We start from the raw sequence: 20817 nt of genomic DNA on the forward strand, positions 1-20817 counted from the left end.
ACAATTTCTTTTGGATACAGCAAGGAATTGCGCACCGCAGTTCCCCTCCACCACGGCGCTTCGCGCCGCGGTCCCCCTCCCCGCGCTGAAGCGCAGGGAGGAGATGATCCCGTTCTCCTCATCCGGCGAACGAAATTTGCGACATTACGGCTTTGCGATACCCGATTGTCTTGCCCCCTCGATGGACCATGGGAACGTGGCCGGCCAATCAGGGGGATGACGATGATCAGGAACATGGCGGCGGCATTGGCATGCGGGGTTTGCGTCGCGGCGATCGCGGCGCCCGCCCAGGCGCAGCTCCGCGAATATCGCGTGCCCGCGGGCAGCCTGAAATCCGCGCTCGACGCCTATGCCCGCCAGTCGGGCCTGCAGGTCATCTACAAGGTCGACGACGTCCGGCGCGCACGATCGGCGGGTGCGAGGGGGGCGGTCTCGGCAGAGGCGGCGCTCGCCGCGATCCTGGCGGGCACGGGGTTCAAGGCGCAGCGGCAAAGCTCGGGCGCGATCGCGATCGTGCAGGGCGCCCCCGTCGCGGCCGCGTCATCGGGCGAGGACGCTGACGGAACCGCCCTGGCCGACAGCGAAAAGGCCGATATCGTCATCACCGGATCGCGCATCGCGCGTGCGGGCTTCGACGCACCGACGCCGACGACGGTGATCAACCCCGCCGATCTGCGGCTGGGCAATCCGGTGAGCGTCGGCCAGGCGCTCAACGAGCTGCCGCAATTCCGCGCGACGATCTCCCCCTCCACCACCGGCGCCAACGCCTCCAGCGGCCGGGCCGCAGCCGATCTGCGCGGGCTGGACGATGTCCGCACGCTCACGCTGCTCAACGGCCATCGCTTCGTGGGCAGCGACGATCTCAACAGCATTCCGCAAAGCCTGATCAAGCGCGTCGAGGTGGTGACCGGCGGTGCCTCCGCCGCCTGGGGATCGGGCGCGGTGGCGGGCGTCGTCAACGTCATCCTGGACGACAGGCTGGAAGGGCTGTCGGTGGGCGCGCGCACGGGCATTTCCTCACGCGGGGACGGCGCGCGCCATGGCGCGGAGATCAGCTGGGGAACGCGTTTCGCGGGCGGACGCGGGCATGTCATGGCGGCGGGCGAATATCTGCACGACGCCGGCATCTTCGGCCGCAACGACGGATCGCGCCCCAATCTGGACGCGAACACATTCACCCTCCCCAACGGGCAATTGCTGCTGGCGCGCGACGTCAATTTCGTCGACGCGGCGCCCGGCGGCATCATCCGCAGCGGTGCACTCGCCGGGCAGGTCTTCAATCCCGACGGCAGCCTGAGCCCCTTCATTCCCGGCAGCCAGAGCAACAGCACCACCACCATCGGCGGCAATGGCCGAAGCACCAGCGATTATTATCCGGTCAGCGCCCCCTATGAGCGGCTGAACCTGTTCGCGCGGGCGAGCTTCGAACTGAGCGACGCCGCGAAACTCTGGGTCGATGCGAGCTGGACGCGGATCTGGACCGATGGCTACCAGATGTTTCCCGAGGCCTTTCGCGCCAGCGCCACCAGCGGCGGCTTCGCGATCTCGCGCGACAATCCCTTCCTCTCCCCCGCGCTCCGCGCGCAGCTCGCATCGGGGCCGGCGACCTTCCGGTTCGGCCGCATCTTCGACGATATCGGGCCGGCCGGCGGCGTCAGCTACCGCTATCAGCGCGACGCGGTGGAAGGCGCGGTGGGCATAGAGGGTTCGCTGGGCGGCGGCTGGAGATACAGCGCCTCCTACGATCATGGCGAATTGCGCAACGAACAATATACCTACAACCAGCGCAATCTCCTCACCTTCAACAACGCGCTCGATGCCGTCCGCAATCCGGCCACCGATCAGATCGTCTGCCGGATCGCGCTGACCGATCCCAACACGCCCTGCCGCCCGCTCAACCTGTTCGGGCGAGGCAATGCCTCGCCCGAAGCGATCGCCTATGCCTTTGGCGGCAGCAAGGTGATCCAGACGACCAAGCTCGATGCGGCGAGCGCGGCGTTGCGGGGCGATCCCTTTTCCACCTGGGCCGGGCCGGTCTCGATCGCGCTGGGCGTCGACTGGCGACGCGAGGAGATGACGACCGATTACCGCGATCCGCTGACCAATGCGGGCGCGTTCCTCTATTCGATCGGCGCGCTCAACGGCAGCTTCACCGTCAAGGAAGCGTTCGGAGAGGTCGTCCTGCCGCTGCTCAAGGTGAAGGGCGCCGCGCTCGAACTCAACGGCGCCGCACGATACAGCGACTACAGCACCAGTGGCGGCATCTGGACGTGGAAGGCCGGCGGCACGCTGCGGCTGTTCGACGATCTGCTGCTGCGCACCGTCTATTCGCGCGACATCCGATCGCCCAGCATCACCGAACTCTATACCGGGGTCAGCACCAGCACGGGCACGATCGCCGATCCGTTCAGGAACAATGTCTCGGTCTCCTATATCCGCTATACCGGCGGCAATCCGGACCTGAAGCCGGAGACGGCCAATACGCTGACGATCGGCGGATCCTATTCGCCGTCCTTCGCGCCCGGTTTCCGCATCTCGGCCGATTATTACCGGATCGACATCGCCGATGTGATCGGCACCGTCGGCGCGCAGGATCTGCTGACGCAATGTTTCAACGGCAATACGGCGCTGTGCGCGCTGATCGCGCGCGACGCGGCCGGCAACATCACGACATTCTACAGCACCCGCCAGAACCTGGCGGCGTACAAGACGCGCGGGCTGGACCTGGAGGCATCCTATGTCCTGCCGCTCGAGCGGCTGGGCGGTGCGAGCGACGCCAGCATCCGCATCCGCGCGCTGGCGACGCATGTGTTCAAGCTGCAGATAAACGACGGCGTGAACGTCTATGACCGTGCGGGCGATGTCGGCGACAGCGTGGGCTTCACCACCCCGAAATGGAAAGCCTCCGCCAGCATCGGTTATGAGGACAGCCGGCTCGGCGCCGATCTGCGGCTGCGCTATGTCGATGGCGGCCTGTTCAACAGCCTGCTCAACATCGCCAACAACCGGATCGCAAGTCGCACCTATGTCGATCTCGGCCTGCGCGCCACGCTGGAACGGTTCACGATCTTCGCCAACGTCAACAACCTGTTCGACAGGGCGCCGGCGCTCGCCAGCTACCGGAGCAACAATTACGATCCGGTCGGGCGCTATTTTTCCGGCGGCGTGAAGCTGAAATTCTGAAGGGCTTTTCGGCCGGGAGAAATTCCATGATCAAGCGTGGCTTGTATCCGATAACGGCGATCGGCATCGGTCTGCTGTCGCCCGCCATTGCCCCGGCGCAAACCGCCCCGGAACGGATCGCCCGGCTGGATGCGGTTTTCGCCCGATGGTCGGGCGCGGCCAGCCCCGGCTGCGCGGTATCGGTGATGCAGGACGGCGAAACGCGCGCCGAGCGCGTCTATGGCGCGGCGGACCTCGATCTCGGCGTCGAGGCGCGGATCGACAGCATCTACGAGGCGGGATCGGCGTCCAAGCAGTTCACCGCCGCCGCGATCCTCCTCCTGGCGCGCGACGGCAAGCTCCGGCTGGACGACGATGTCCGCGCATATCTGCCGGAACTGCCCGATTACGGCGCGCGCATCACCATCCGGCACATGCTCCACCATGTCAGCGGCCTGCGCGACTGGGGCGGGGTTTCGGTGATCGGCGGATGGCCGCGCAACAGCCGCGCATCCACCAACGCCGATGTGCTGGACATTCTCGCGCGCCAGACCGCACCGAATTTCGCGCCCGGCAGCCATTATCTCTACAGCAACAGCAACTACAATCTTCTCGCGATCGTGGTGGAGAGAGCCAGTGGAGAGACGCTGGCGGCCTTCGCGAAGGCGCGGATCTTCGCGCCGCTCGGCATGGACGATACGCGCTGGCGCGACGATCACGCGACGGTCGTGCCGCGCCGCGCCCATGCCTATAACCGGGAGGGCAAGGCCTATGTCGTCGCCCAGACGATCGAGGATGCCTATGGCAATGCCGGGCTGCTGACGACCGTCCGCGATCTCCAGCGCTGGAACGCCGCGCTCGATGCCGTCGGCTGGGTCCCGGCTTCACCAGCCAGATGGAAGGCGGCATCGCCCTGAACGGCGGCGGCCGGATCAGCTATGCCGCGGGCCTGTTCGAAACGCGCTATCGGGGCCTGCGCGAAATCGGCCATGGCGGCGCGACGGGCGGCTATCGCGCATGGCTTGCCCGCTATCCGGCCCAGCGCCTTTCCATCGCCCTGCTCTGCAACGCCGGCGACGTCAGCCCCGTCGCGATCGGGCATCGCGTCGCGGATATCTTCCTGCCGGATCATCGCGCGCCCGGGGTGGATCAGGCACAACCGCGCCGGCCCGACGGGCTGTATGTGAACGGCGTATCCGGCCAGCCGGTGCGCTTCGCCAGCGCCGGCGGCCTGCTTTCGATCGATGGCCGCCAGGCACAGGCGACGGCGCCGGGGCAATGGAAGGCGAATGGCGGATCCTATCTGTTCGGCGACGGGAACAGGCTGACCTTCGAAACGGAGCAGGGTGAGAGCATCGCGCTCCACAAGGTCGATTTCAGCCCGCATGCGAATATGGCGGACTATGCCGGGCGATATTGCAGCGTGGACGGGAATGGCTGTTTTTCGGTTCGATATTCCAGGGGCCGGATCCTCCTGCAGCTGGCCAGGGCGCCTGGGCTTACGCTCGATCATATCAGTGGCGACATCTTCACCTTCCAGCCGGACGGGCTGGTGAACTTCATTCGGGATCGGCGCGGAAAGATATCGAGCCTGATCTACGGCGACGCGCGAAACTACAACATGCTGTTTTCGCGCGCCGCCGGGAACTGAAACCACGACATATCGGACATCGGGAGAGATCGGCCATGCAGACGATAATCCGGCGCAATCCATATCGCACGAAACCGCATCAGGGGCGCTCGGCGCGAAAAGCGACGCCCGCCGGATCGGCGCATCTGCTTGCCGTGGCCGCATTGCTCGCGTCGCAGGCGGTTTCCGGCGCCGCATTCGCCGCGGGCCGGGGCCCCGGCGTCTTCCTGGAGGACATGACGACCAACGAAGTGCGCGCGAAGCTCGATGCGGGCTGCCCGGTCGGCATCATCTTCAGCGCCGGCGGCGAACAGACCGGCCCGCATGTCGTGCTGGGCAAGCATATCTTCCGCGCGCGCGCCTATGGCGAGGCGATCGCGCGCAACCTGGGCGACGCGATCGTCGCCCCCGTCCAGCCCTTCGCGCCCAACAGCAGCCCCAGGGGCGATCCCCACGCCGCCTTCGCGGGCAGCATCGGGATATCGACGCAGACCTTCATCGCACTCAACGAGGAGATCGCGCGCAGCCTGGTCGATGGCGGTTTCAGGCGCGTCGCCCTGCTCGGCGATCACGGCAACGGGCAAAAGGAATTGCGGACGCTCGCGGCGAAACTCGACGGCGAATATGCCGGCCGGGGCGTCCGCGTGTTCTTCGTCGGCGGCGGCTATGATCGCGCGCGCCGGCAGATCGAGGCGGAAAGCATGGCGGCGGGCATTCCCGCCGGCGGCCATGGCGGATTGTGGGACACCGCCGAAACGCTGGCCGCCAAACCCGGATCGGTGCGGATGAAGCTGCTGCGCGCCGGCGACGTTTCCAATGGCGGCAACGGCAGGATGAACGAAGAGGGTTTTTCGGGCGATCCGCGCAGGACGACGGTGGCGCTCGGCAAGCGCTATGCCGCGATCCGCGTCCGCCATGCGACCGACGAACTGCGCACCTATCTGAAGGACGCCGGCCCCTGCCGTTGAAACCGCGCCGGCGGGCCGCTCAATTCATCGGGAATATCCGATGGCAATTGACCCATCCAAAAACATCGGTATTTTCCGATGAATGAATACCGATTCAGCCCTTGCCGCGCTGGCGGCGCTCGCGCACCCGACCAGGCTGGAAACCTTCCGACAGCTCATCCGGCATGAGCCGGAAGGATTGTCGACCGGCGCGCTCGTCGCGGCGAGCGGCCTGAGCCAGAGCACTTTTTCGACGCACCTCGCCGTGCTCGCGAAAGCGGGGCTCGTCATCGCCGAGAAACGCGGCCGCCAGCAGATCCAGCGCGCCGACGTTTCCACGCTGGTCGCGCTCATGACCTTCCTCGCCAGGGATTGTTGCCAGGGCCGGGCCGAACTGTGCGAGCCGCTGCTCGCCGAGCTCACCTGCTGCTGAAAGGCTGCCCCGTGACCGATATCGTCATCTATCATAATCCCGCATGCGGCACGTCGCGCAACACGCTGGCGATGATCCGCAATGCCGGTATCGAGCCGCACGTCATAGATTATCTTCGGACGCCGCCGTCGCGAGCCATGCTGATCGCCCTGATGGCGCGGGCCGGGATCACGCCGCGCCAGCTTCTTCGCGAAAAAGGCACGCCCTATGCCGAACTGGGCCTGGACGACGAAGGGCTGAGCGACGACGCGCTTGTCGATGCGATGATGGCGCATCCGGTGCTCATCAACCGTCCGCTGGTGGCCACGCCGCTCGGCGTGCGCCTGTGCCGCCCGTCGGAGGCGGTGCTCGATATCCTGCCGGCGCCGCAGCGCGGCGCCTTCGCCAAGGAGGATGGCGAGCGGGTGATCGACGATGCGGGCCGGCGGCTGCGCTGATGGGGGCATTCGAACGCTATCTCTCGCTCTGGGTGGCGCTGTGCATCCTGGCCGGGATCGCGCTGGGCCAGGCATTGCCCGGCGCCTTCGCCGCGATCGCCGCAGCCGAGATCGCGCGCGTGAACCTGGTGGTCGCGGCGCTCATCTGGCTGATGATCGTGCCGATGCTGCTGAAGATCGACTTCGCCGCGCTCGGCGCGGTTCGCCGCCACTGGCGCGGCGTGGGCGTCACCCTGTTCGTCAACTGGGCGGTGAAGCCGTTTTCGATGGCGGCGCTCGGCACGGTTTTCCTGGGCTGGCTGTTCGCGCCGCTGCTGCCGGCCGGCGAGATCGCGTCCTATATCGCCGGGCTGATCCTGCTCGCCGCCGCCCCCTGCACCGCCATGGTCTTTGTGTGGTCGAACCTGTGCGATGGCGACCCGGCTTATACGCTGAGCCAGGTCGCGCTGAACGATCTGCTCATGGTCTTCCTGTTCGCGCCGCTGGTCGCGCTGCTGCTCGGCGTGGCATCGGTGACGGTGCCCTGGAACACGCTGCTGCTGTCGGTCGCGCTCTATATCGTCGTGCCGGTGATCGTCGCACAGGCCCTTCGCCGGTCATTGCTCGCGTCGGGTGGCGCGCCCGCGCTCGAGCGGCTGCTTCGTCGCCTTGGCCCCGCCTCGCTCATGGCGCTGCTGGCGACGCTGATCCTGCTTTTCGGTTTCCAGGGCGATCGGATCGTCGCGCAACCGCTCGTCATCGCGCTGATCGCCGTCCCGATCCTGATCCAGGTCTATCTCAATGCCGGCATCGCCTATTGGCTGTCCCGCCGGCTCGGCGTCGCCTGGTGCGTGGCGGCGCCCGCCGCGCTGATCGGCGCCTCCAATTTCTTCGAACTCGCGGTCGCCGCCGCGATCTCGCTGTTCGGGCTCAAGTCCGGCGCGGCGCTCGCCACCGTCGTCGGCGTTCTGGTCGAAGTGCCGGTGATGCTCTCGGTCGTCGCGATCGCGAAGCGCAGTCGCGGCTGGTATGAAAGGAAGACCGTTTCGTGAACCGCATCCGCCCCCTGCCCGATCCCGGCCATCTTCCCGCACTCGATCCCGCATTCGCGCTGGCCCGGCCCGCGCTCGGCATCGGCGACGATCAGCCGCCGCCGCGCATCCTGCTGCTCTACGGTTCGCTGCGCGAACGCTCCTTCTCGCGCCTCGCCGTCGAGGAAGCCGCCAGGCTGCTTCGATTTTTCGGCGCCGAAACGCGGATCTTCGATCCGTCGGACCTGCCGCTGCCCGACCAGGTCGCCGGCGACGACCATCCCGCCGTCCACCAACTGCGCGACCTGTCGCTATGGTCGGAGGGGCAGGTCTGGTGCAGCCCCGAACGCCACGGCCAGATCAGCGGCATCATGAAGGCGCAGATCGATCACCTGCCGCTGGAGATGAAGGGCATGCGCCCCACCCAGGGGCGCACGCTGGCCGTGATGCAGGTTTCCGGCGGATCGCAATCGTTCAACGCCGTCAACACGCTCCGCCTGCTCGGCCGCTGGATGCGGATGTTCACCATCCCCAACCAGTCGTCGGTCGCCATGGCCTATAAGGAGTTCGACGCGGCGGGCCGGATGCGGCCGTCCGGCTATTACGACCGGATCGTCGATGTGATGGAGGAACTGGTGCGCATCACCGTGCTGATGCGCCCGCACGCCCGGCAATTGGTCGATCGATATTCCGAACGCAAGGCGGCGGGCCCGAGCATGGCGGCCGAGGACCATTCGGCCGTCGCGATCGGCCGGCGCTGACCGCACTGGAATATGCGCGGCGCCTGCGCCGTCCGCCGGCGGACTCGACCCGGCATCCAATGTCTGCGATCGATAGACCTGACATGGCGCGTCGCGCCGCCTGACCGGGGAGGAAATCATGTCCCTTTTGCAAAGCCTGTTGGCGATCCTGACCGGCGGTGGCCAGGATGGCGGCGCACGCAAGGCGCCGACCGGTCCCGCGCCCGCGCCGCCGCCCCCGCCCGCCCCCTCACCCGCGCCTTCAAGCAACAATCCCCGTATCTTCGAACGACGGGGCGATCCCCTTGTCGCGCTGGACGATCAGCTGGAGGCCGATATCCGCGTGTCGCTGGTCGATTGCCGGTCGCTCGTCTCGCTTCCGTCCGGCCTGCGCACGGGATCGCTCGACCTGAGCGGATGCACCGCGATCGAGGCGTTGCCCGCCGGGCTGGACGTGGCGTTTCTCGATCTGGCGGGCTGCGGCGCGCTCAAGGCCCTGCCCGCCGATCTGCGGCTGCGCGGCGGCAGGCTCAATGTTCGGGATTGCACGAAGCTGTCCGCGCTGCCCGCCGGCATGGGATCGGTCGCGCAACTCGATCTTCGCGGCTGCACCAATATCCGCGCGCTGCCCGACGATCTGGAGGTCACGTCGTGGATCGATATCGGCGGCAGCGGCATCGATCGCCTGCCCGCCCGTTTCGCGCACCTCAGCATCCGCCGCCACGGCGAAGCCGTCGCCGCGTCGGAGATATTCTAGAGCGATTTCAAGCTTATAAATTCTCTAAAGCAGCCGCTTTCGGTAGAGGGACCGAACGACTGAGATTGGGCGGCTTCTGCCTGACCGCTTGCGGAACGGCGCAATGGGATAGCTGACGTTGATCACGGCGGGCGACATGGCGGCTCCCGACCAGAATGCGTCGTTCGCCGATCGGGCCTGGGCCGGCGGCTTCTGCCAGAACCGGCCATTCGCTCAGCGCATAGGCGGCTGCATGTCTACCATGTGGGAAACGCTCCCCAATTTCGGCCGTTGCGGACACTATTGAGACATCCTGAAAGCCGACATTGCAGGACATGGAAAATCGAAAAGTTGTGATTGGGGAGACTCTGACCAAACTACTCTGAAGAGCTAGGCGCTTCGAATTGCGCGGAGGCAAGGCCCTTAGCTCACGGCAAGGCAGAAGGGTTCACCGAGTCGGCCCAATTCCCCGGCCACATCCTTGCAATGAGCAGATATTGGGCACGGCACCTTTCCTACGTGAAAGGCTACCAATTTGGTTCAGGCGCTCTGTCTCGCCAAGCAAATAGTTGTAAAGGCGAGTCACTTACTGTTCTGATAAAAAGAGCCGTTCCGAGAATCAATGAAGCGGCGTGGATTCGACGAGATCATTTGCTGATGATATGGTTTGCTTAACAGGGGGCACCATGCTGCGAGTTTCCACCTACCTGATAGTGACCGAACTTGGCGACGCCAGAAGCGCTTTGATCTCGCATGGCGTAACAGGTGCGCTGGACAAGGTCCCGCTCGAAGTTGGCCAAATGCTTCTCAAGCATCGCGGCCAGCCCGCGCCCACCAGCTTGTTTGATACCCAGACCCTGAGTGTCTTGCGCAGCCGCGGCTACGTTACCAACCAATCCGCCAGCGGCGAGCGCGAAATGCTCCAGCTCATCGCCCAGCGTATGCGCACGCGAGGTCTTGCGAACAAGGTGCCTTCGATCGCGTTCGTGCCGACTTATCAATGCAATCTGCGCTGCTTTTATTGCTTTCAGCCCCACAAGGCCCACGCCGGCCACGGCAAGTTCGCGGCCGTTCTGACGGACGAACAGATTGCGGACGCCTTCAGCGTAATCGACAAGTTCGCCTATCCGGGGGCGCTGGCGCGCGAAGTGGACATGCTGACTGGCGCGGCAACCCCGCGAACGGTCTCGGCGAACCCACACTACGATCACATTGGTCTGTTCGGCGGCGAGCCGCTGTCACGGGCAACGGTCGCTGCGGTTCGGACGATCTCGGTGGAGGCAGCGAAGCGCGGGGTCTCCCTGTGGGCGATTTCCAACGGGACCGAACTCGAGGCTCACAGCGACCTGATTGGCCTCGGTCCCGGTCAGATCCACGAAATCCAGATCACCCTCGACGGAACTGCCGAGACGCATAATGGCCGCCGACAGGGTCCAAGGCTGCTCTCAACGTTCGACGGGATCATCGATAACATCCGCGGCTGCTTGGAACTGGGCGTGCAAATCAGCGTCCGCATGAATACCGACGCCGAAATCCTGCCTGAGGTCGAACGGCTCGGCCGGTTCTTTGCCGAGCAGAAGTGGAGCGATCTGCCCCATTTCTCATTCTCGTGCGCGGTGGTAACATCGCCAGGGAAGCAGCCGAACCCGGGCTGGCCCGAGCTAGTGCAGCACACCACCGCCGCCCGAAGCGCCGGGATAGCGGTGCATAGCTACGAACACTTCGCGAGAGATTTTCTCATTCATTGTCTGACCCCCGGATCCGACGGCCTGGTGCACCGCAAGACCGCCAATTGCGCCGCGGAGGAAGGGCAGTTGATGTTTGATTGCTTGGGTGAGGTTCACGGCTGTTGGGAGGATGTTGGGTTCAGCGACAAGCGGATCGGGACTTACGATTCGCAAGGGCTTCACCTCGATGCGCCGCGCGTGGCCGAATGGTTCGGGCGGCATCCCGGCGCGCTCGATGCCTGCTCGGATTGTCCCTACGCGCTAATCCATACCTCCGGGTGCGCCGCGCAGGCCCGCGAGGCCGCGGGCACCATTCTCCAGAACGACTGCGCGGGCTTCCAGGCGTATTTTCCGCCGAGCTTAGCCCATGCCTATCAACAGTTTGAAGACCAGATGATGAACGCTAGTCCCAAGGAGACAGTCGATGCCTGACCCGAAGCGCACCATCGTGCCGCTCAATGATCTCACCCGGCTCATCAATGAGTACTCAACTGGCAACATCGAAGATGTGCTTGCTTCGCTCGACCCGATGAACGCAGGCACCGAGCAATGCGATTGCCGGTGCGGCTGCGTCGGGGTCAACTGCGACTGCCGCGGACAAGTCGGTCAGGTCTCGATCGATGATGAGAGCTGGCGCAAGCTCCAAGAAGGTCGGGAGAGCCTCGCCGAGCGCCTACGTCAACAATTCAATTTCGAATGAGCTCGCCGCTCAATTGAGCTTGAAGCCCATCTGGTCTCCGGTCCTCGATGCCGTTGAGTGGGCCACTGAGGGCACGAACGATCCCCTGAGGCTCGTGATGGAGAACGCTGCGCCGGTCAAAAGCGTCGCGGTGGACATCGCGGCGAGGTTCCGCCCCCAGTCCCATCATCTCGATGACGGGCAGAAGGCGACCGCCACAACGGAGATCATCGCGGAGACCGTTGGTGAAATGCTCGCGCGGCAGCTCGGGGCCATCGCATTGCCACAGCCGGCTCTCGTCGGCCTCGGGGCATTTGACCGTAAGGCGCTCGCGGTGAACAAGGCGGTGGCGGAGCGGGTTCACCCTGGCCAAACGATCGCACCGTTTGGGAACGGAGCGGGTCCGTATGTCCCATTTCGCGAGATCAGGTCGCTGGACGCCGCTTCGCAATTGATTGCCGCGTCTGGCACTACGCTTGCTGCATTCCGCTTCAGCCCGGCCGAGCTTTCGCAAACGAGCGCATCGCGACATTTTCCTAACGGCGGCGAAATTCCATGGCTGGCGCTCCCGATACAGTTCGCGGCGCCTGCGGACGAGGCGGACCAGCAGTGGCTGAACGCACTTCTAATCGACCTTCGCGCACGGCTCGACCAGTCTCCTTGGGATCATTGCCGGCGCCTTTGTATCGACGCACGCTGCTCTACCGACGGGACCGCGCTTTTGGGCGGGTTCGCGCTTGCATTCGTATCACTGAGTGCGACTTGGCCAGACTCCTTTTTCTTCGAGTATTGCTTGCGGACTATTACCCTGCTTGATCCGGAAGAACTCGATACGGAGGGAGCGACAGCCGCGATGATGCTCGCCCGATGCGCGCATTCGCGGGCGCTAGGTCGGCGAGCCGTGGCGGCGCTCGAGAAATTCGATTCGAGCGATGCCCCTGATACGATCAGGGCCCGGTTCGCGCTCGAGCTAGCTAACGTCCACGCGCAGAACAAAGACGCCGCAGCCACCGCCAGGGCAGAGGCACTCGCGGAGGCGGGGCTCGCCGCGGCAACTCAAGATCCGATGATGACCGCGCGGCTGCTCAACGTTTTGGCGCTGGTCCGCTATCGACAAGGGCGGGACGACGAGGCGCTCCGTCTCGAACGCGTCGCTTGGCAAAAGGCCGAGTCCGTCGATGATCCCGCCGCGCTCGCCTGGGCCGGGACGGCATTGCTAAGCAACATCGCGAAGCTACTGGAGGTGCGCTTCGGCGATCGGCAAGGGGCTCTGGATACATATCTTGAGGGCGCTTGCCGCGAAACCGCTATCGGATCGGTTCGGGCCCGGCTCCACGCCGCGCGCCTCCTGCTCAAAGGCGAAGCTTGGCGAGAGGTCTTGGATTTGCTTGGATCGGTCCGCGGATCAAACTTTCGCACCACGGCTGAGCAAGTCCACATTGAATTGTTACTAGCGGCCGCGAACGTGGGTCTTCGCAACCCTGCAGCGGCCCGCTCACACCTTGTCGATGCTCAAGGTCTGATCGCGCGGTATCCGGCGAACCCGCTCAGCGCCGATATCGCGCATCTCGTGCTGGCGCTCGCTCCAATGGTGACTCCACGTCGTCCATTAGGACGCAAATCGAGCCGCGAGCTGCCTGACCGCTCTCGGTCAGCCTCCGTCGATGTTTGACGGCGGTCGGCGCAGTGCTGGACGTCGACTTCTGGCAGGACTTGCCATTCGACACATCACCTAGGAGCGGCAGGAATGTCCCAAGTGAGGGCAACCCACACGTCGGGGATAGAGGCAGCTTTCAGAAATACCCGAAGCCGTTCGGGACGGCCAAGTTTGAGGCGCTAGCGGAATGGCCGCTCCCATCGGTGCCTTTCCGATCGCGGACGGTGAAGAATGAGTGGGAAGCGGGCAGGCCGCGCCTGTAAGTCTACAGCCTGGCCGGACGGCTTCATCCGACAACGCGGAGTTGCAGGCCGGCGAAGCCAAATCGCGGCGAAACAATAGCCTGGCGTGGCCGATCCGATTCAGCCGGATGGGAAACCGCCCTGGCGCGGTATCGCGTCGAACCGCGCGAGCCGCGCCTGCGCCGCCGCGCGCGTCGGGAACGAAGCGCGGCGTTCGGTGAGCCCCGCGCCGAACAGGCCCGGAAAATCGAGCGCGTCCAGTTCGCCATAGCCGATATGGCAGTTGCATTCCGCCCGGGGGCAGGGTCGCGGAAACAGGCTCTGTTCGAACCCGGCATCATAGATATTGCCGATCGGAACCTGGACGAAATGGCATCGCCATGCCGTGCCGTCGCCGCGCACGCTGATGCTCGCCTCCCCCGCCGCGCAGGCGAGCCCCGCGCTCGCATAGGCGCGGTTGTTCAGTTCGAACAGCGGATCGATCGCGGCCAGCCGCTCCACCTCGTCCTCCGTATAGCAGCCCTGCAGGCTCTCTTCGGCGTTGATCCAGAGATAGATGTGCGGCGGCAGTTCGGCGCGCAGCCGCGCGATCGCGTCGAAATGCGCGCGCACCGCGACCACGCCGACGCTGTAGCCGATGCCGAGCCGGTCGAGCACCGCCAGCCGCGCCAGGAACGGCGAAAGGCCGGCCTCGGTCGGGTGCCAGGTGATCCAGAAGGCGATGCGCGCGGTATCGGCGGCGGCCGCCCAATCGGGCGCGCGCGACAAATTGGTCTGGATCGCGACGGTGCCGATATGCGCAAGCCGCGAAAGCCGGATCATCGCCGCGCGATAATAGGGCCTGACCAGCGCCTCCCCCCAGGGGGTGAACAGGATCGATACCGGCCGGTCGCGGTCCGCCACCCAATCGCAGAAGCGATCGAGCGCGGCCCTGTCCTCCGCCAGGGTTTCGCGGCTGTCGCTGGTCTTGGCGAACGGGCAATAGCCGCAATCGTAATTGCAGCCGGAAAGCGGGCCGCGATAGCGGATCGTCAGCGCGGGCGCGGCGGCGCTCATCGCGGCACGGCCCCGCCCATGCGCGCGGCGACCTGCCCGGAATAGAAAAGCGGCGGGATCGCATCGCCATGTTCCAGCCCGGCGGCCGTGGGCCGAAGCATGCCGCCCTCCCCCACGATCAGGCCCATCGCCGCCAGCCGATCGAGCACCGGGATCAGCATCTCCGCCGCCTCCCCGAACAGCGAGCGGAAGCGCCGCGTATCGAGGCCTTCGGTGCGCAGGATCGATTTCAGGACGAAGCGGCGCGCGCGTTCCCCCGCATCGATCGCGATGCCGTGCCGCGCCGCGCGAAACATGTCTGCCGGGCGCGCGGCGTAATCGTCGAGAATGCCCAGCACGCCCCGGCGGCTGACCGCATAATCGGTCGCATAATGATGGGTCGCGGTATAGGAACGCGCGCCCGCGCCCAGGCCGATCACCCCATCCTCCTGGCACGAGAATTCGCCCGACGCCGATGCGCGGGTGCGCCGGAACGCGCGCATCGAAACCTGTTCATAGCCCGCCTCCGCCAGGAAATCGCGGCCCGCGCGATACAGCCGGCGGCGGTGCTCGTCGGCGACGGCCGCCTTGCCGTCCAGGCCGGTGCCGCGGCGCACATAGAGCGGATACAGGTAGATTTCCTCCGGCGCCCAGGCGAGCGCTTCGGCCAGCGACCCCCGGAAACTCTCCGGCGTCTGGTTTTCGGCGCCGTAGATCAGATCGATATTGAGGCGGGGAAAGGCGAAGGAGCGGATGGTGTCGAGCGCGCGCCGCACGGCTTCGGGGCGCTGCGGCCGCCCCATCGCGCGCGTTTCATCCTCGATGAACGACTGGACGCCGATGCTGATCCGTTCGATGCCGCGCGCGGCGAGCATCGCGATCGTCTCCGCCGTCGCGGTATCGGGTGAGGTTTCGATCGCGGTCGGCACCGAAGCGGCATCGGCGCCGAAGCGCGCGGCGATCCCGTCGAACAGCGCATCGAGCGCGGCCGCCCCCAACAAGGTGGGCGTGCCCCCGCCCACCGCCATCTGGACGATCCGGACGGGGCCGATCTCCGCGCGCACCGCATCCATCTCCCGATCGAGCGCGGCGAGATAGGCCGCGATCCGATCATCCGGCGCGTTGGCGGTGGTGAACAGGTTGCAGAAGCCGCAGCGCATCTCGCAAAAGGGCAGATGCGCGTAAAGGAACAGCCGGTCCTTCGGTTCGTCCGCCCAGATGCGGCCGAGCGGCACCGGCGGCTCCAGCGCGCGATAGGCGCTCTTGTGCGGATAGCCATAGGCATAATCCTGGTAGAGCGGCCCGAGTTCGGCCAGGTCCGCCACGGTCATGCGCCGCCGCCGCGAAACGGCAGCACGGCCTGGGCATAGGGCACATCCCACACCACCGCATGGCCAAGGCGATGGCCGTGATAGCCGTCCTCGCCATAGGCCTCGCCATGATCGGAGCAGATGACGAGCAGCACGGGCGCCCGCGCCTGCGCGGTGGCGAGCAGTCGCGGCAATTCCCGGTCGAACGCCGCGAGCGCCGCCGCCTGGCTGGCGGGCGTGTCGTGCGTCGCCCCGGGCAGATAGATGCAATTGGGCTGATGGCAGGCCGCGACGTTGACGAAGGTGAACAGGCGCTCGCCCGCCGGCCGCGCCGCCATGCTGGCGATCGCGCGATCGGCCTGGTTGGCGGGCGATGCGGGATCGGCGACGCCCAGGCTTTCATCCCACCAGCTTTCGGAGAACAGGCCGGGCAGCACCGATCCCAGCGGCGTCTGCTTGTTGAAGAAGCCCGTCCCGCCGATGCAGATCGTGTGATAGCCGTTCATCGCGAAGCCGGTCACGATATCGGGCGCATCGAACGCCAGCGTGCGCGCGCTCGTCGTCTCGCTGCCGGCGAAGCGGGCCGCGAACAGCCGTTCGTGCGCGGCAGGGTCCTGCCGGACGGGGGTGACGGGCGTCGGCAGGAAGCCCGCGAAAAACGCCTGGTGCGCCGCATAGGTGAAGCTGGAGGGCGAATGCCGCTTCTCCCAGGCGCCGCCCGGCAGGATCGCGGCCAGCGCCGGCGTCATGCCAGCGCGCAACGCATCGGCCGCGACGTCGTGGCGCAGCGTGTCGATGGTGATGAACATGATGTCGTGGCTGCCCAGCAGGGCCCGCGCGTCGATGCCGGGGGTCACGCCGCCTCGCGCCCGCCGGATGCGCGCCGCGCCGCCATGATCGCGGCGATATGCGCTGCCTGCGCCTGGTGGACGCTCTGCCCGTCCATCGCGAAATCCCGGATATGATCGCCGAAGATATTGACTTCCAGCACGGCATGCCGCCGGCCGCCGGCCAGCACCGCCATGTCGATGCCCACCGACAGCGCCGATGGGAAGCACCGTGCGCTCCGCCGCGCCGTTTCCAGCAGATCCCGCCAGGCCGCATCGCCCATCGCGGCCGCAAGCGCATCGGCGCCGCCGCGCTCGCCGCCGATATGCAGGTTGGTGATCGGGTGCCGGCTGGCGCGCAGAACGGGAAAGATCCGCGTGCCGCCGATCACGACCAGGCGAAGATCGACGATGCGGCCGGCAAGCCCGATCTTGGGCACCCATTGTTCGACATGCAGGCCGAGCGGCGCCAGCCGATCGACGATGCGCGCAATCTCCCGCCGGTCGTTCAGCCGGCGGATCGCGCGCGTCGCATAGGGGCGGCCGTCCTCGCCGATCACCGCCGTCGTCGTCGCCACCCAATCCGGCCCGTTGCGCGCGAGCGCGATCATGCCCGCCGCCGCCGATCCGTGGCGGAGCTTGACGAACACGCGGGGCATCCGCGCCGCCGCCATCGCGCCGGCAAGCGCGTCGAAGCCGCCTTCCGCCGGCAGCGCCGCCGGCACCGCGATTCCGGATGCGGCCAGCCGATCGCGCGCGGCCGCCTTGTCGAACGCACAGCCGATGTCGGGCGGTTCGGCGGAAAAGGCCGCGCCCCGGGCCTTCCCCGACGCGACCAGTTCGCGCGCGGCATCGGCAAGCCCGAAGGCAAGCTGCGCGGGCGATCCGATATCGCCGTCGCGCATCGCCGCGAACGCCGCCGCAGAAAGCGTCTCGATCCCCGCCTCAGCCGCCGCCCGTTCGCCCCGCCGGTACAGCGCCGCGAGCGCGGCCCGATCGGCATCGGGGGAATCGAAGCGCACGAAACAGTCGCCGCCCGCGCGCCCCTCCAGCCAGTCGCGCCCGTCCAGCGCCTCCGCCCAGGACAGGCTGTGGGGCATCCGCGCGGTCACCCCCGCGCAGCTTTCGACGAAGCTGTCGCGCCTGGGCCCCGATGCGGCGCCGATGGTGACCAATCTGAACGGGGCGGCGCTGCCGGGCACGCTGATCTGCTCCGGCTATTCCGATACGGCGACGTAATAATGCGGCGCGCCATCCCAGTCGTCGGGCGTCTGCGGATCGTCGGCGATCAGCTTCGGCGTGGCGCGCGCCAGTTCCGCGACGACTGCGGGCGAAACATAGTGGAAACTGATGTCCAGCCGTTCCAGCGTCCCCAGGCGGCCCGATGCGATCAGCGCCTGCGCGCCCTTGTCGGTCAACGTGCCCTTCGAAAGATCGAGGGCGGAAATGCGGTCCAGCAGCGGCGATGTCGCCAGCCGCGCCGCGATGTCGTCGCTATAGTCGCTGTTGCAAAGGCCGAGCGTCGCCAGCTTCGGAAACAGGCCGCCGGCCATCAGCGGTTCGAGATCGGCGATCGCGGTGTCGCCGCCATAATCCTCTATGCCGAACCACAATTCCAGATGATCGATCGGGGCGTCGATCTCCAGCGCGTCCCGCAGCACCGCCTTGGGCAATCCGCCGGTCTGCACCACCAGCTTGCGCAGCCCGCCATGGACGACGCGGCCCAGGCGCAGTTCATTGCCGCCGCGGATGCCGACTTCCCGGAGCCCGGGAAAGGCCGCCCAGATCGGTGCGAGATCGCCCTGGGTGATCCACGAAATCTCGTTTTCCTCCGAGATGATGTCTCCCACGAACAGCGCCTCGAGATTGGGCAGGCGATCCTTCATCGCCACCAGCAATTCGATCGCGCGCGCGGGCGTCACCTCATAGGCCTCGCCATTTTCCATCCAGAGGCCGAGCACCAGCGCAGTGGTCGCGGCGGCGCCGGGCTGGTCGATCAGCACCGACAGGAAATCGACGAGCGTTTCCTTGTCGTCATATTCGCAGCGCACGCGCGGCGCGACGGCCGCGAAATCCGCGATGTCGCCGGGGCGCTTGAAATCGATGACCGGCTTGCCGCCGAACGTCGTCAGATTCTCATGGATCGTCATCGGCATCCTCCCCGATCGGATGATTGATATGGGGGTGATAGACCGGCGGCGAACCTCCACGCAACGAGGCGTTGGCACGGACGACACTTCCGTGACGGCTGCGCCGGGAACGGCCCCGGTTTTCGGATCGGCCTGTCCCTGCGGATACCGTTGCGGCGCGGTCGGCCCGCCATTATCGTTCCTTCATGAATGCCCCCCAGCCCATGCCGGCCCGGCGCCGCTGGCGCGCCGCTCTCGCCCTCTCCGCTGCGGCGGCGCTGGCCGTGCCCCCGGCGGATGCCCAGACCGTTCTTGTGCCCGCCCCGCAAAAACCCTCGCCCCGCCCGGCCTGGAATTGCCGCGCGCAGCAATCCGTCGGCGCGACGAAGATCCATGCCTCGCGACAGCTCGACGCCGCCGGCGCCAGCCTGACCGACAATGCGGGCTGGACCGATGTGCATACCGCCGATCCGAAAGCGCCGCTGACGGTGTCGGTGACCTGGCACCCCCGGCCGAAACCGATGAACTTCGCCGATGGCATGGCGGCCTTCTATTTCCGCACGGCGGAACCGATGGCCGGCCCGATCCGCGTACAGCTGGGCCACCGGCGCGCGATCGAAGTTCCCGCCGGCCAGTCCTACGACAACCCCCGTCATTTCAGCGCCTATGCGCGGATCGACAAGCTGCTCGGCCTGCCCGGCGACGATGGCGCGCTGCGGTGGACGCTGGGCGGGACGGCGCCGGGCAAACCCGGCAAGCCCGTCGTTCATGAGGGCGCCTATCCGGCCGGCGAATTGAGCGCGCTCAAATCCGGCTTCGCGGAGCTTCTCGCCAGGCTCGATGCAATGCAGGCCGATTTCGCGAACCGCTGCCAGCGGAATTGATCTATTGCGGTAAATCTCGACAATCGCGCAGTGAAGCCCTCGCCGCCATCGTAATTCCCATTCCAAAGCCGAGGCTTTCGGGCGCGCTGGCGGAAAGCGCCCGCTCTATCGGGATCGGAGCATGATATATATCGCCACCGCCTTCTGCCTGATTTTCACCCTTGGCTTCGCATGGCTGCTTCAGCATGCATTGCGAACCGGAAAACTGATCGGGATCGCCTGGTCAGCGGACAGGCTGGAGCAGCCGGTCAGATATTGGCTTGGCTTCGGCGTCTATTTGACGAACATGATCATGGGCCTGTTTTTTACCGCATTGATGGCCTTTGTCCTGACCCGTTGACGGATGCTCCGGATGCCCGCCCCCATTTCCGGATCGATTGATCCAGGACGCCCTTTCCGCACGCCGTTCTAGAAATTCAGACTATGCTCGTTGAGCTTGCCGTGCGTGAAGATGGCGTTGAGCAGCCGGTCCTCGCAGGCGGAGATCATCATCATCGCATGGCGGCGGATCTCCTCGGTCTGGTTGTCGCGCACCAGATCGAGCAGGTTGCGATGCTGTTCCCATGGAAAGGGCATGAACCCCGTCAGCTTGATATAGATCCAGTAGATCCGCATCGTCGTTTCCTCGAGCTGGCGGACCCAGCTGATCAGCAGCGGGAATTGCGTCTGCTGCGCGATATAGACGTTGAAATCGCGGTTCGCCTTCAGGATCCGCAGCGCATCCGCGTCGGTGGCGATCGGCCCGTCATGGAAGATCGCGTCGTTCCTGCGCTTGAACTCGTCATCGTCGATCTGGGGTGAGATCATCGAGAGGATGCTGGGCTCCACGATCTTCCGGATCGTGAAATTCTCCCGCACATCCTTCAGCGTCAGCGATGCGATGCGCGTGATCCGGGGCGAGGGCGAAACCATGAATTGCTGCGCGGTCATCTGCTCCATCGCGTTGCGCGCGGCCGTGCGGCTGACATCGAACATGCGCGTCAGGATATTCTCCGACACTTTCTGCCCCGGCGCGAGCCGCTGGGTCACGATCGCGTCCATGATCCGGCCATAGACTTCCAGCGTATCCCTGTCGGCCTGCCCTTCCTGTGCGGTCGTCATGCTGCCCCCTCCCCGTCCGGACACTACAGGCCGTGATCGACAAATCAAATGCCGCCGCACCCGCCGGGCTCGGGCAGGAAAACGAAGATTGCCTTTGGCGATCAACCGTGAAAGGACAGATCCAATTGTTG

Annotated in this window: 20 protein-coding genes; 14 read left to right on the top strand and 6 right to left on the bottom strand. The window is 66.1% G+C overall.

Going from position 1 to position 20817, the window contains the following annotated elements; all coding sequences use genetic code 11:
- The first annotated feature begins 222 nt into the window (after nucleotides 1-222).
- From K7G82_RS22665 to K7G82_RS22720, 12 genes are all read left to right on the top strand, one after another.
- Complete coding sequence (locus K7G82_RS22665) at nucleotides 223-3183, top strand: TonB-dependent receptor domain-containing protein (protein ID WP_246623796.1); 2961 nt, start codon at nucleotides 223-225, stop codon at nucleotides 3181-3183.
- Between the two features lie 26 nt (nucleotides 3184-3209).
- Nucleotides 3210-4079: a serine hydrolase domain-containing protein gene (locus tag K7G82_RS22670; RefSeq protein ID WP_222992227.1), complete on the top strand. Its 870-nt coding sequence runs from the start codon at nucleotides 3210-3212 to the stop codon at nucleotides 4077-4079.
- The gene (locus K7G82_RS22675; RefSeq protein ID WP_222992228.1) at nucleotides 4058-4813 is read left to right on the top strand and encodes a DUF3471 domain-containing protein; all 756 of its coding nucleotides are present in this window, start codon (nucleotides 4058-4060) and stop codon (nucleotides 4811-4813) included. Before K7G82_RS22670 ends, K7G82_RS22675 begins: the two co-directional genes overlap by 22 nt.
- Nucleotides 4814-4848: 35 nt before the next feature.
- Nucleotides 4849-5760 (top strand): creatininase family protein, encoded by a 912-nt coding sequence (locus K7G82_RS22680; protein ID WP_222992229.1) that lies wholly within the window; start codon nucleotides 4849-4851, stop codon nucleotides 5758-5760.
- 82 nt (nucleotides 5761-5842) lie between these two features.
- The gene (locus K7G82_RS22685; RefSeq protein WP_222992230.1) at nucleotides 5843-6172 is read left to right on the top strand and encodes an ArsR/SmtB family transcription factor; all 330 of its coding nucleotides are present in this window, start codon (nucleotides 5843-5845) and stop codon (nucleotides 6170-6172) included.
- Nucleotides 6173-6183: 11 nt separating this feature from the next.
- Nucleotides 6184-6609 (top strand): arsenate reductase (glutaredoxin), encoded by a 426-nt coding sequence (arsC, locus tag K7G82_RS22690; protein WP_222992231.1) that lies wholly within the window; start codon nucleotides 6184-6186, stop codon nucleotides 6607-6609.
- On the top strand, nucleotides 6609-7640 hold the full coding sequence (gene arsB, locus K7G82_RS22695) for an ACR3 family arsenite efflux transporter (RefSeq protein ID WP_222992232.1): 1032 nt from the start codon (nucleotides 6609-6611) through the stop codon (nucleotides 7638-7640). Before arsC ends, arsB begins: the two co-directional genes overlap by 1 nt.
- The gene (gene arsH / locus K7G82_RS22700; RefSeq protein WP_222992233.1) at nucleotides 7637-8380 is read left to right on the top strand and encodes an arsenical resistance protein ArsH; all 744 of its coding nucleotides are present in this window, start codon (nucleotides 7637-7639) and stop codon (nucleotides 8378-8380) included. The genes arsB and arsH overlap by 4 nt, the downstream gene beginning before the upstream one ends.
- A gap of 118 nt (nucleotides 8381-8498) precedes the next feature.
- A complete protein-coding gene (locus K7G82_RS22705) occupies nucleotides 8499-9116 on the top strand; it encodes a hypothetical protein (RefSeq protein WP_222992234.1) in 618 nt (205 codons plus the stop codon).
- 665 nt (nucleotides 9117-9781) lie between these two features.
- Nucleotides 9782-11254, top strand: coding sequence for a radical SAM protein (locus tag K7G82_RS22710; protein WP_222992235.1), 1473 nt, complete (start codon nucleotides 9782-9784; stop codon nucleotides 11252-11254).
- Nucleotides 11247-11522 (top strand): hypothetical protein, encoded by a 276-nt coding sequence (locus K7G82_RS22715; RefSeq protein ID WP_222992236.1) that lies wholly within the window; start codon nucleotides 11247-11249, stop codon nucleotides 11520-11522. Before K7G82_RS22710 ends, K7G82_RS22715 begins: the two co-directional genes overlap by 8 nt.
- 97 nt (nucleotides 11523-11619) lie before the next feature.
- Entirely contained in the window at nucleotides 11620-13173 is a 1554-nt protein-coding gene (locus tag K7G82_RS22720) for a hypothetical protein (RefSeq protein ID WP_222992237.1), read from the top strand.
- 347 nt (nucleotides 13174-13520) lie between these two features.
- Here the strand turns inward: K7G82_RS22720 and K7G82_RS22725 are convergent, their stop codons facing one another.
- From K7G82_RS22725 to K7G82_RS22745, 5 genes are read right to left on the bottom strand one after another with little or no spacing between them, the layout of a single operon-like run.
- Complete coding sequence (locus K7G82_RS22725) at nucleotides 13521-14456, bottom strand: STM4011 family radical SAM protein (RefSeq protein ID WP_222992238.1); 936 nt, start codon at nucleotides 14454-14456, stop codon at nucleotides 13521-13523.
- On the bottom strand, nucleotides 14453-15766 hold the full coding sequence (locus K7G82_RS22730; protein ID WP_222992239.1) for an STM4012 family radical SAM protein: 1314 nt from the start codon (nucleotides 15764-15766) through the stop codon (nucleotides 14453-14455). Before K7G82_RS22730 ends, K7G82_RS22725 begins: the two co-directional genes overlap by 4 nt.
- Entirely contained in the window at nucleotides 15763-16602 is an 840-nt protein-coding gene (locus K7G82_RS22735) for an STM4013/SEN3800 family hydrolase (protein ID WP_222992240.1), read from the bottom strand. Before K7G82_RS22735 ends, K7G82_RS22730 begins: the two co-directional genes overlap by 4 nt.
- The gene (locus K7G82_RS22740) at nucleotides 16599-17774 is read right to left on the bottom strand and encodes an STM4014 family protein (protein WP_222992241.1); all 1176 of its coding nucleotides are present in this window, start codon (nucleotides 17772-17774) and stop codon (nucleotides 16599-16601) included. The genes K7G82_RS22735 and K7G82_RS22740 overlap by 4 nt, the downstream gene beginning before the upstream one ends.
- Before the next feature lie 15 nt (nucleotides 17775-17789).
- Nucleotides 17790-18722 carry an STM4015 family protein gene (locus K7G82_RS22745; RefSeq protein WP_222992242.1) on the bottom strand — a complete coding sequence of 311 codons (933 nt, stop codon included), beginning with the start codon at nucleotides 18720-18722 and terminating at the stop codon, nucleotides 17790-17792.
- Nucleotides 18723-18925: 203 nt separating this feature from the next.
- Here K7G82_RS22745 and K7G82_RS22750 point away from each other — a divergent pair, with 203 nt between their 5' ends.
- Entirely contained in the window at nucleotides 18926-19585 is a 660-nt protein-coding gene (locus tag K7G82_RS22750) for a hypothetical protein (protein ID WP_222992243.1), read from the top strand.
- 121 nt (nucleotides 19586-19706) lie between these two features.
- Nucleotides 19707-19925 carry a hypothetical protein gene (locus K7G82_RS22755; protein ID WP_222992244.1) on the top strand — a complete coding sequence of 73 codons (219 nt, stop codon included), beginning with the start codon at nucleotides 19707-19709 and terminating at the stop codon, nucleotides 19923-19925.
- Nucleotides 19926-19993: 68 nt separating this feature from the next.
- Here the strand turns inward: K7G82_RS22755 and K7G82_RS22760 are convergent, their stop codons facing one another.
- Complete coding sequence (locus tag K7G82_RS22760) at nucleotides 19994-20686, bottom strand: GntR family transcriptional regulator (RefSeq protein ID WP_222992245.1); 693 nt, start codon at nucleotides 20684-20686, stop codon at nucleotides 19994-19996.
- Nucleotides 20687-20817: the final 131 nt, after the last annotated feature.

Origin of the sequence: Sphingomonas colocasiae (genome assembly GCF_019880585.1) — a bacterium.
GTDB classification, from domain to species: domain Bacteria; phylum Pseudomonadota; class Alphaproteobacteria; order Sphingomonadales; family Sphingomonadaceae; genus Sphingobium_A; species Sphingobium_A colocasiae.

Excerpts from the sequence above, each read along its gene's own strand:
- K7G82_RS22745 (WP_222992242.1), bottom strand. The coding sequence starts at position 18,722 with ATGACGATCCATGAGAATCTGACGACGTTCGGCGGCAAGCCGGTCATC.
- K7G82_RS22705 (WP_222992234.1), top strand. The coding sequence starts at position 8,499 with ATGTCCCTTTTGCAAAGCCTGTTGGCGATCCTGACCGGCGGTGGCCAG.
- K7G82_RS22760 (WP_222992245.1), bottom strand. The coding sequence starts at position 20,686 with ATGACGACCGCACAGGAAGGGCAGGCCGACAGGGATACGCTGGAAGTC.
- K7G82_RS22685 (WP_222992230.1), top strand. The coding sequence starts at position 5,843 with ATGAATACCGATTCAGCCCTTGCCGCGCTGGCGGCGCTCGCGCACCCG.
- K7G82_RS22730 (WP_222992239.1), bottom strand. The coding sequence starts at position 15,766 with ATGACCGTGGCGGACCTGGCCGAACTCGGGCCGCTCTACCAGGATTAT.
- K7G82_RS22750 (WP_222992243.1), top strand. The coding sequence starts at position 18,926 with ATGCCGGCCCGGCGCCGCTGGCGCGCCGCTCTCGCCCTCTCCGCTGCG.
- K7G82_RS22725 (WP_222992238.1), bottom strand. The coding sequence starts at position 14,456 with ATGAGCGCCGCCGCGCCCGCGCTGACGATCCGCTATCGCGGCCCGCTT.
- K7G82_RS22675 (WP_222992228.1), top strand. The coding sequence starts at position 4,058 with ATGGAAGGCGGCATCGCCCTGAACGGCGGCGGCCGGATCAGCTATGCC.
- K7G82_RS22720 (WP_222992237.1), top strand. The coding sequence starts at position 11,620 with ATGGAGAACGCTGCGCCGGTCAAAAGCGTCGCGGTGGACATCGCGGCG.
- K7G82_RS22715 (WP_222992236.1), top strand. The coding sequence starts at position 11,247 with ATGCCTGACCCGAAGCGCACCATCGTGCCGCTCAATGATCTCACCCGG.
- K7G82_RS22670 (WP_222992227.1), top strand. The coding sequence starts at position 3,210 with ATGATCAAGCGTGGCTTGTATCCGATAACGGCGATCGGCATCGGTCTG.
- K7G82_RS22710 (WP_222992235.1), top strand. The coding sequence starts at position 9,782 with ATGCTGCGAGTTTCCACCTACCTGATAGTGACCGAACTTGGCGACGCC.
- K7G82_RS22755 (WP_222992244.1), top strand. The coding sequence starts at position 19,707 with ATGATATATATCGCCACCGCCTTCTGCCTGATTTTCACCCTTGGCTTC.
- K7G82_RS22680 (WP_222992229.1), top strand. The coding sequence starts at position 4,849 with ATGCAGACGATAATCCGGCGCAATCCATATCGCACGAAACCGCATCAG.
- K7G82_RS22665 (WP_246623796.1), top strand. The coding sequence starts at position 223 with ATGATCAGGAACATGGCGGCGGCATTGGCATGCGGGGTTTGCGTCGCG.
- arsB (WP_222992232.1), top strand. The coding sequence starts at position 6,609 with ATGGGGGCATTCGAACGCTATCTCTCGCTCTGGGTGGCGCTGTGCATC.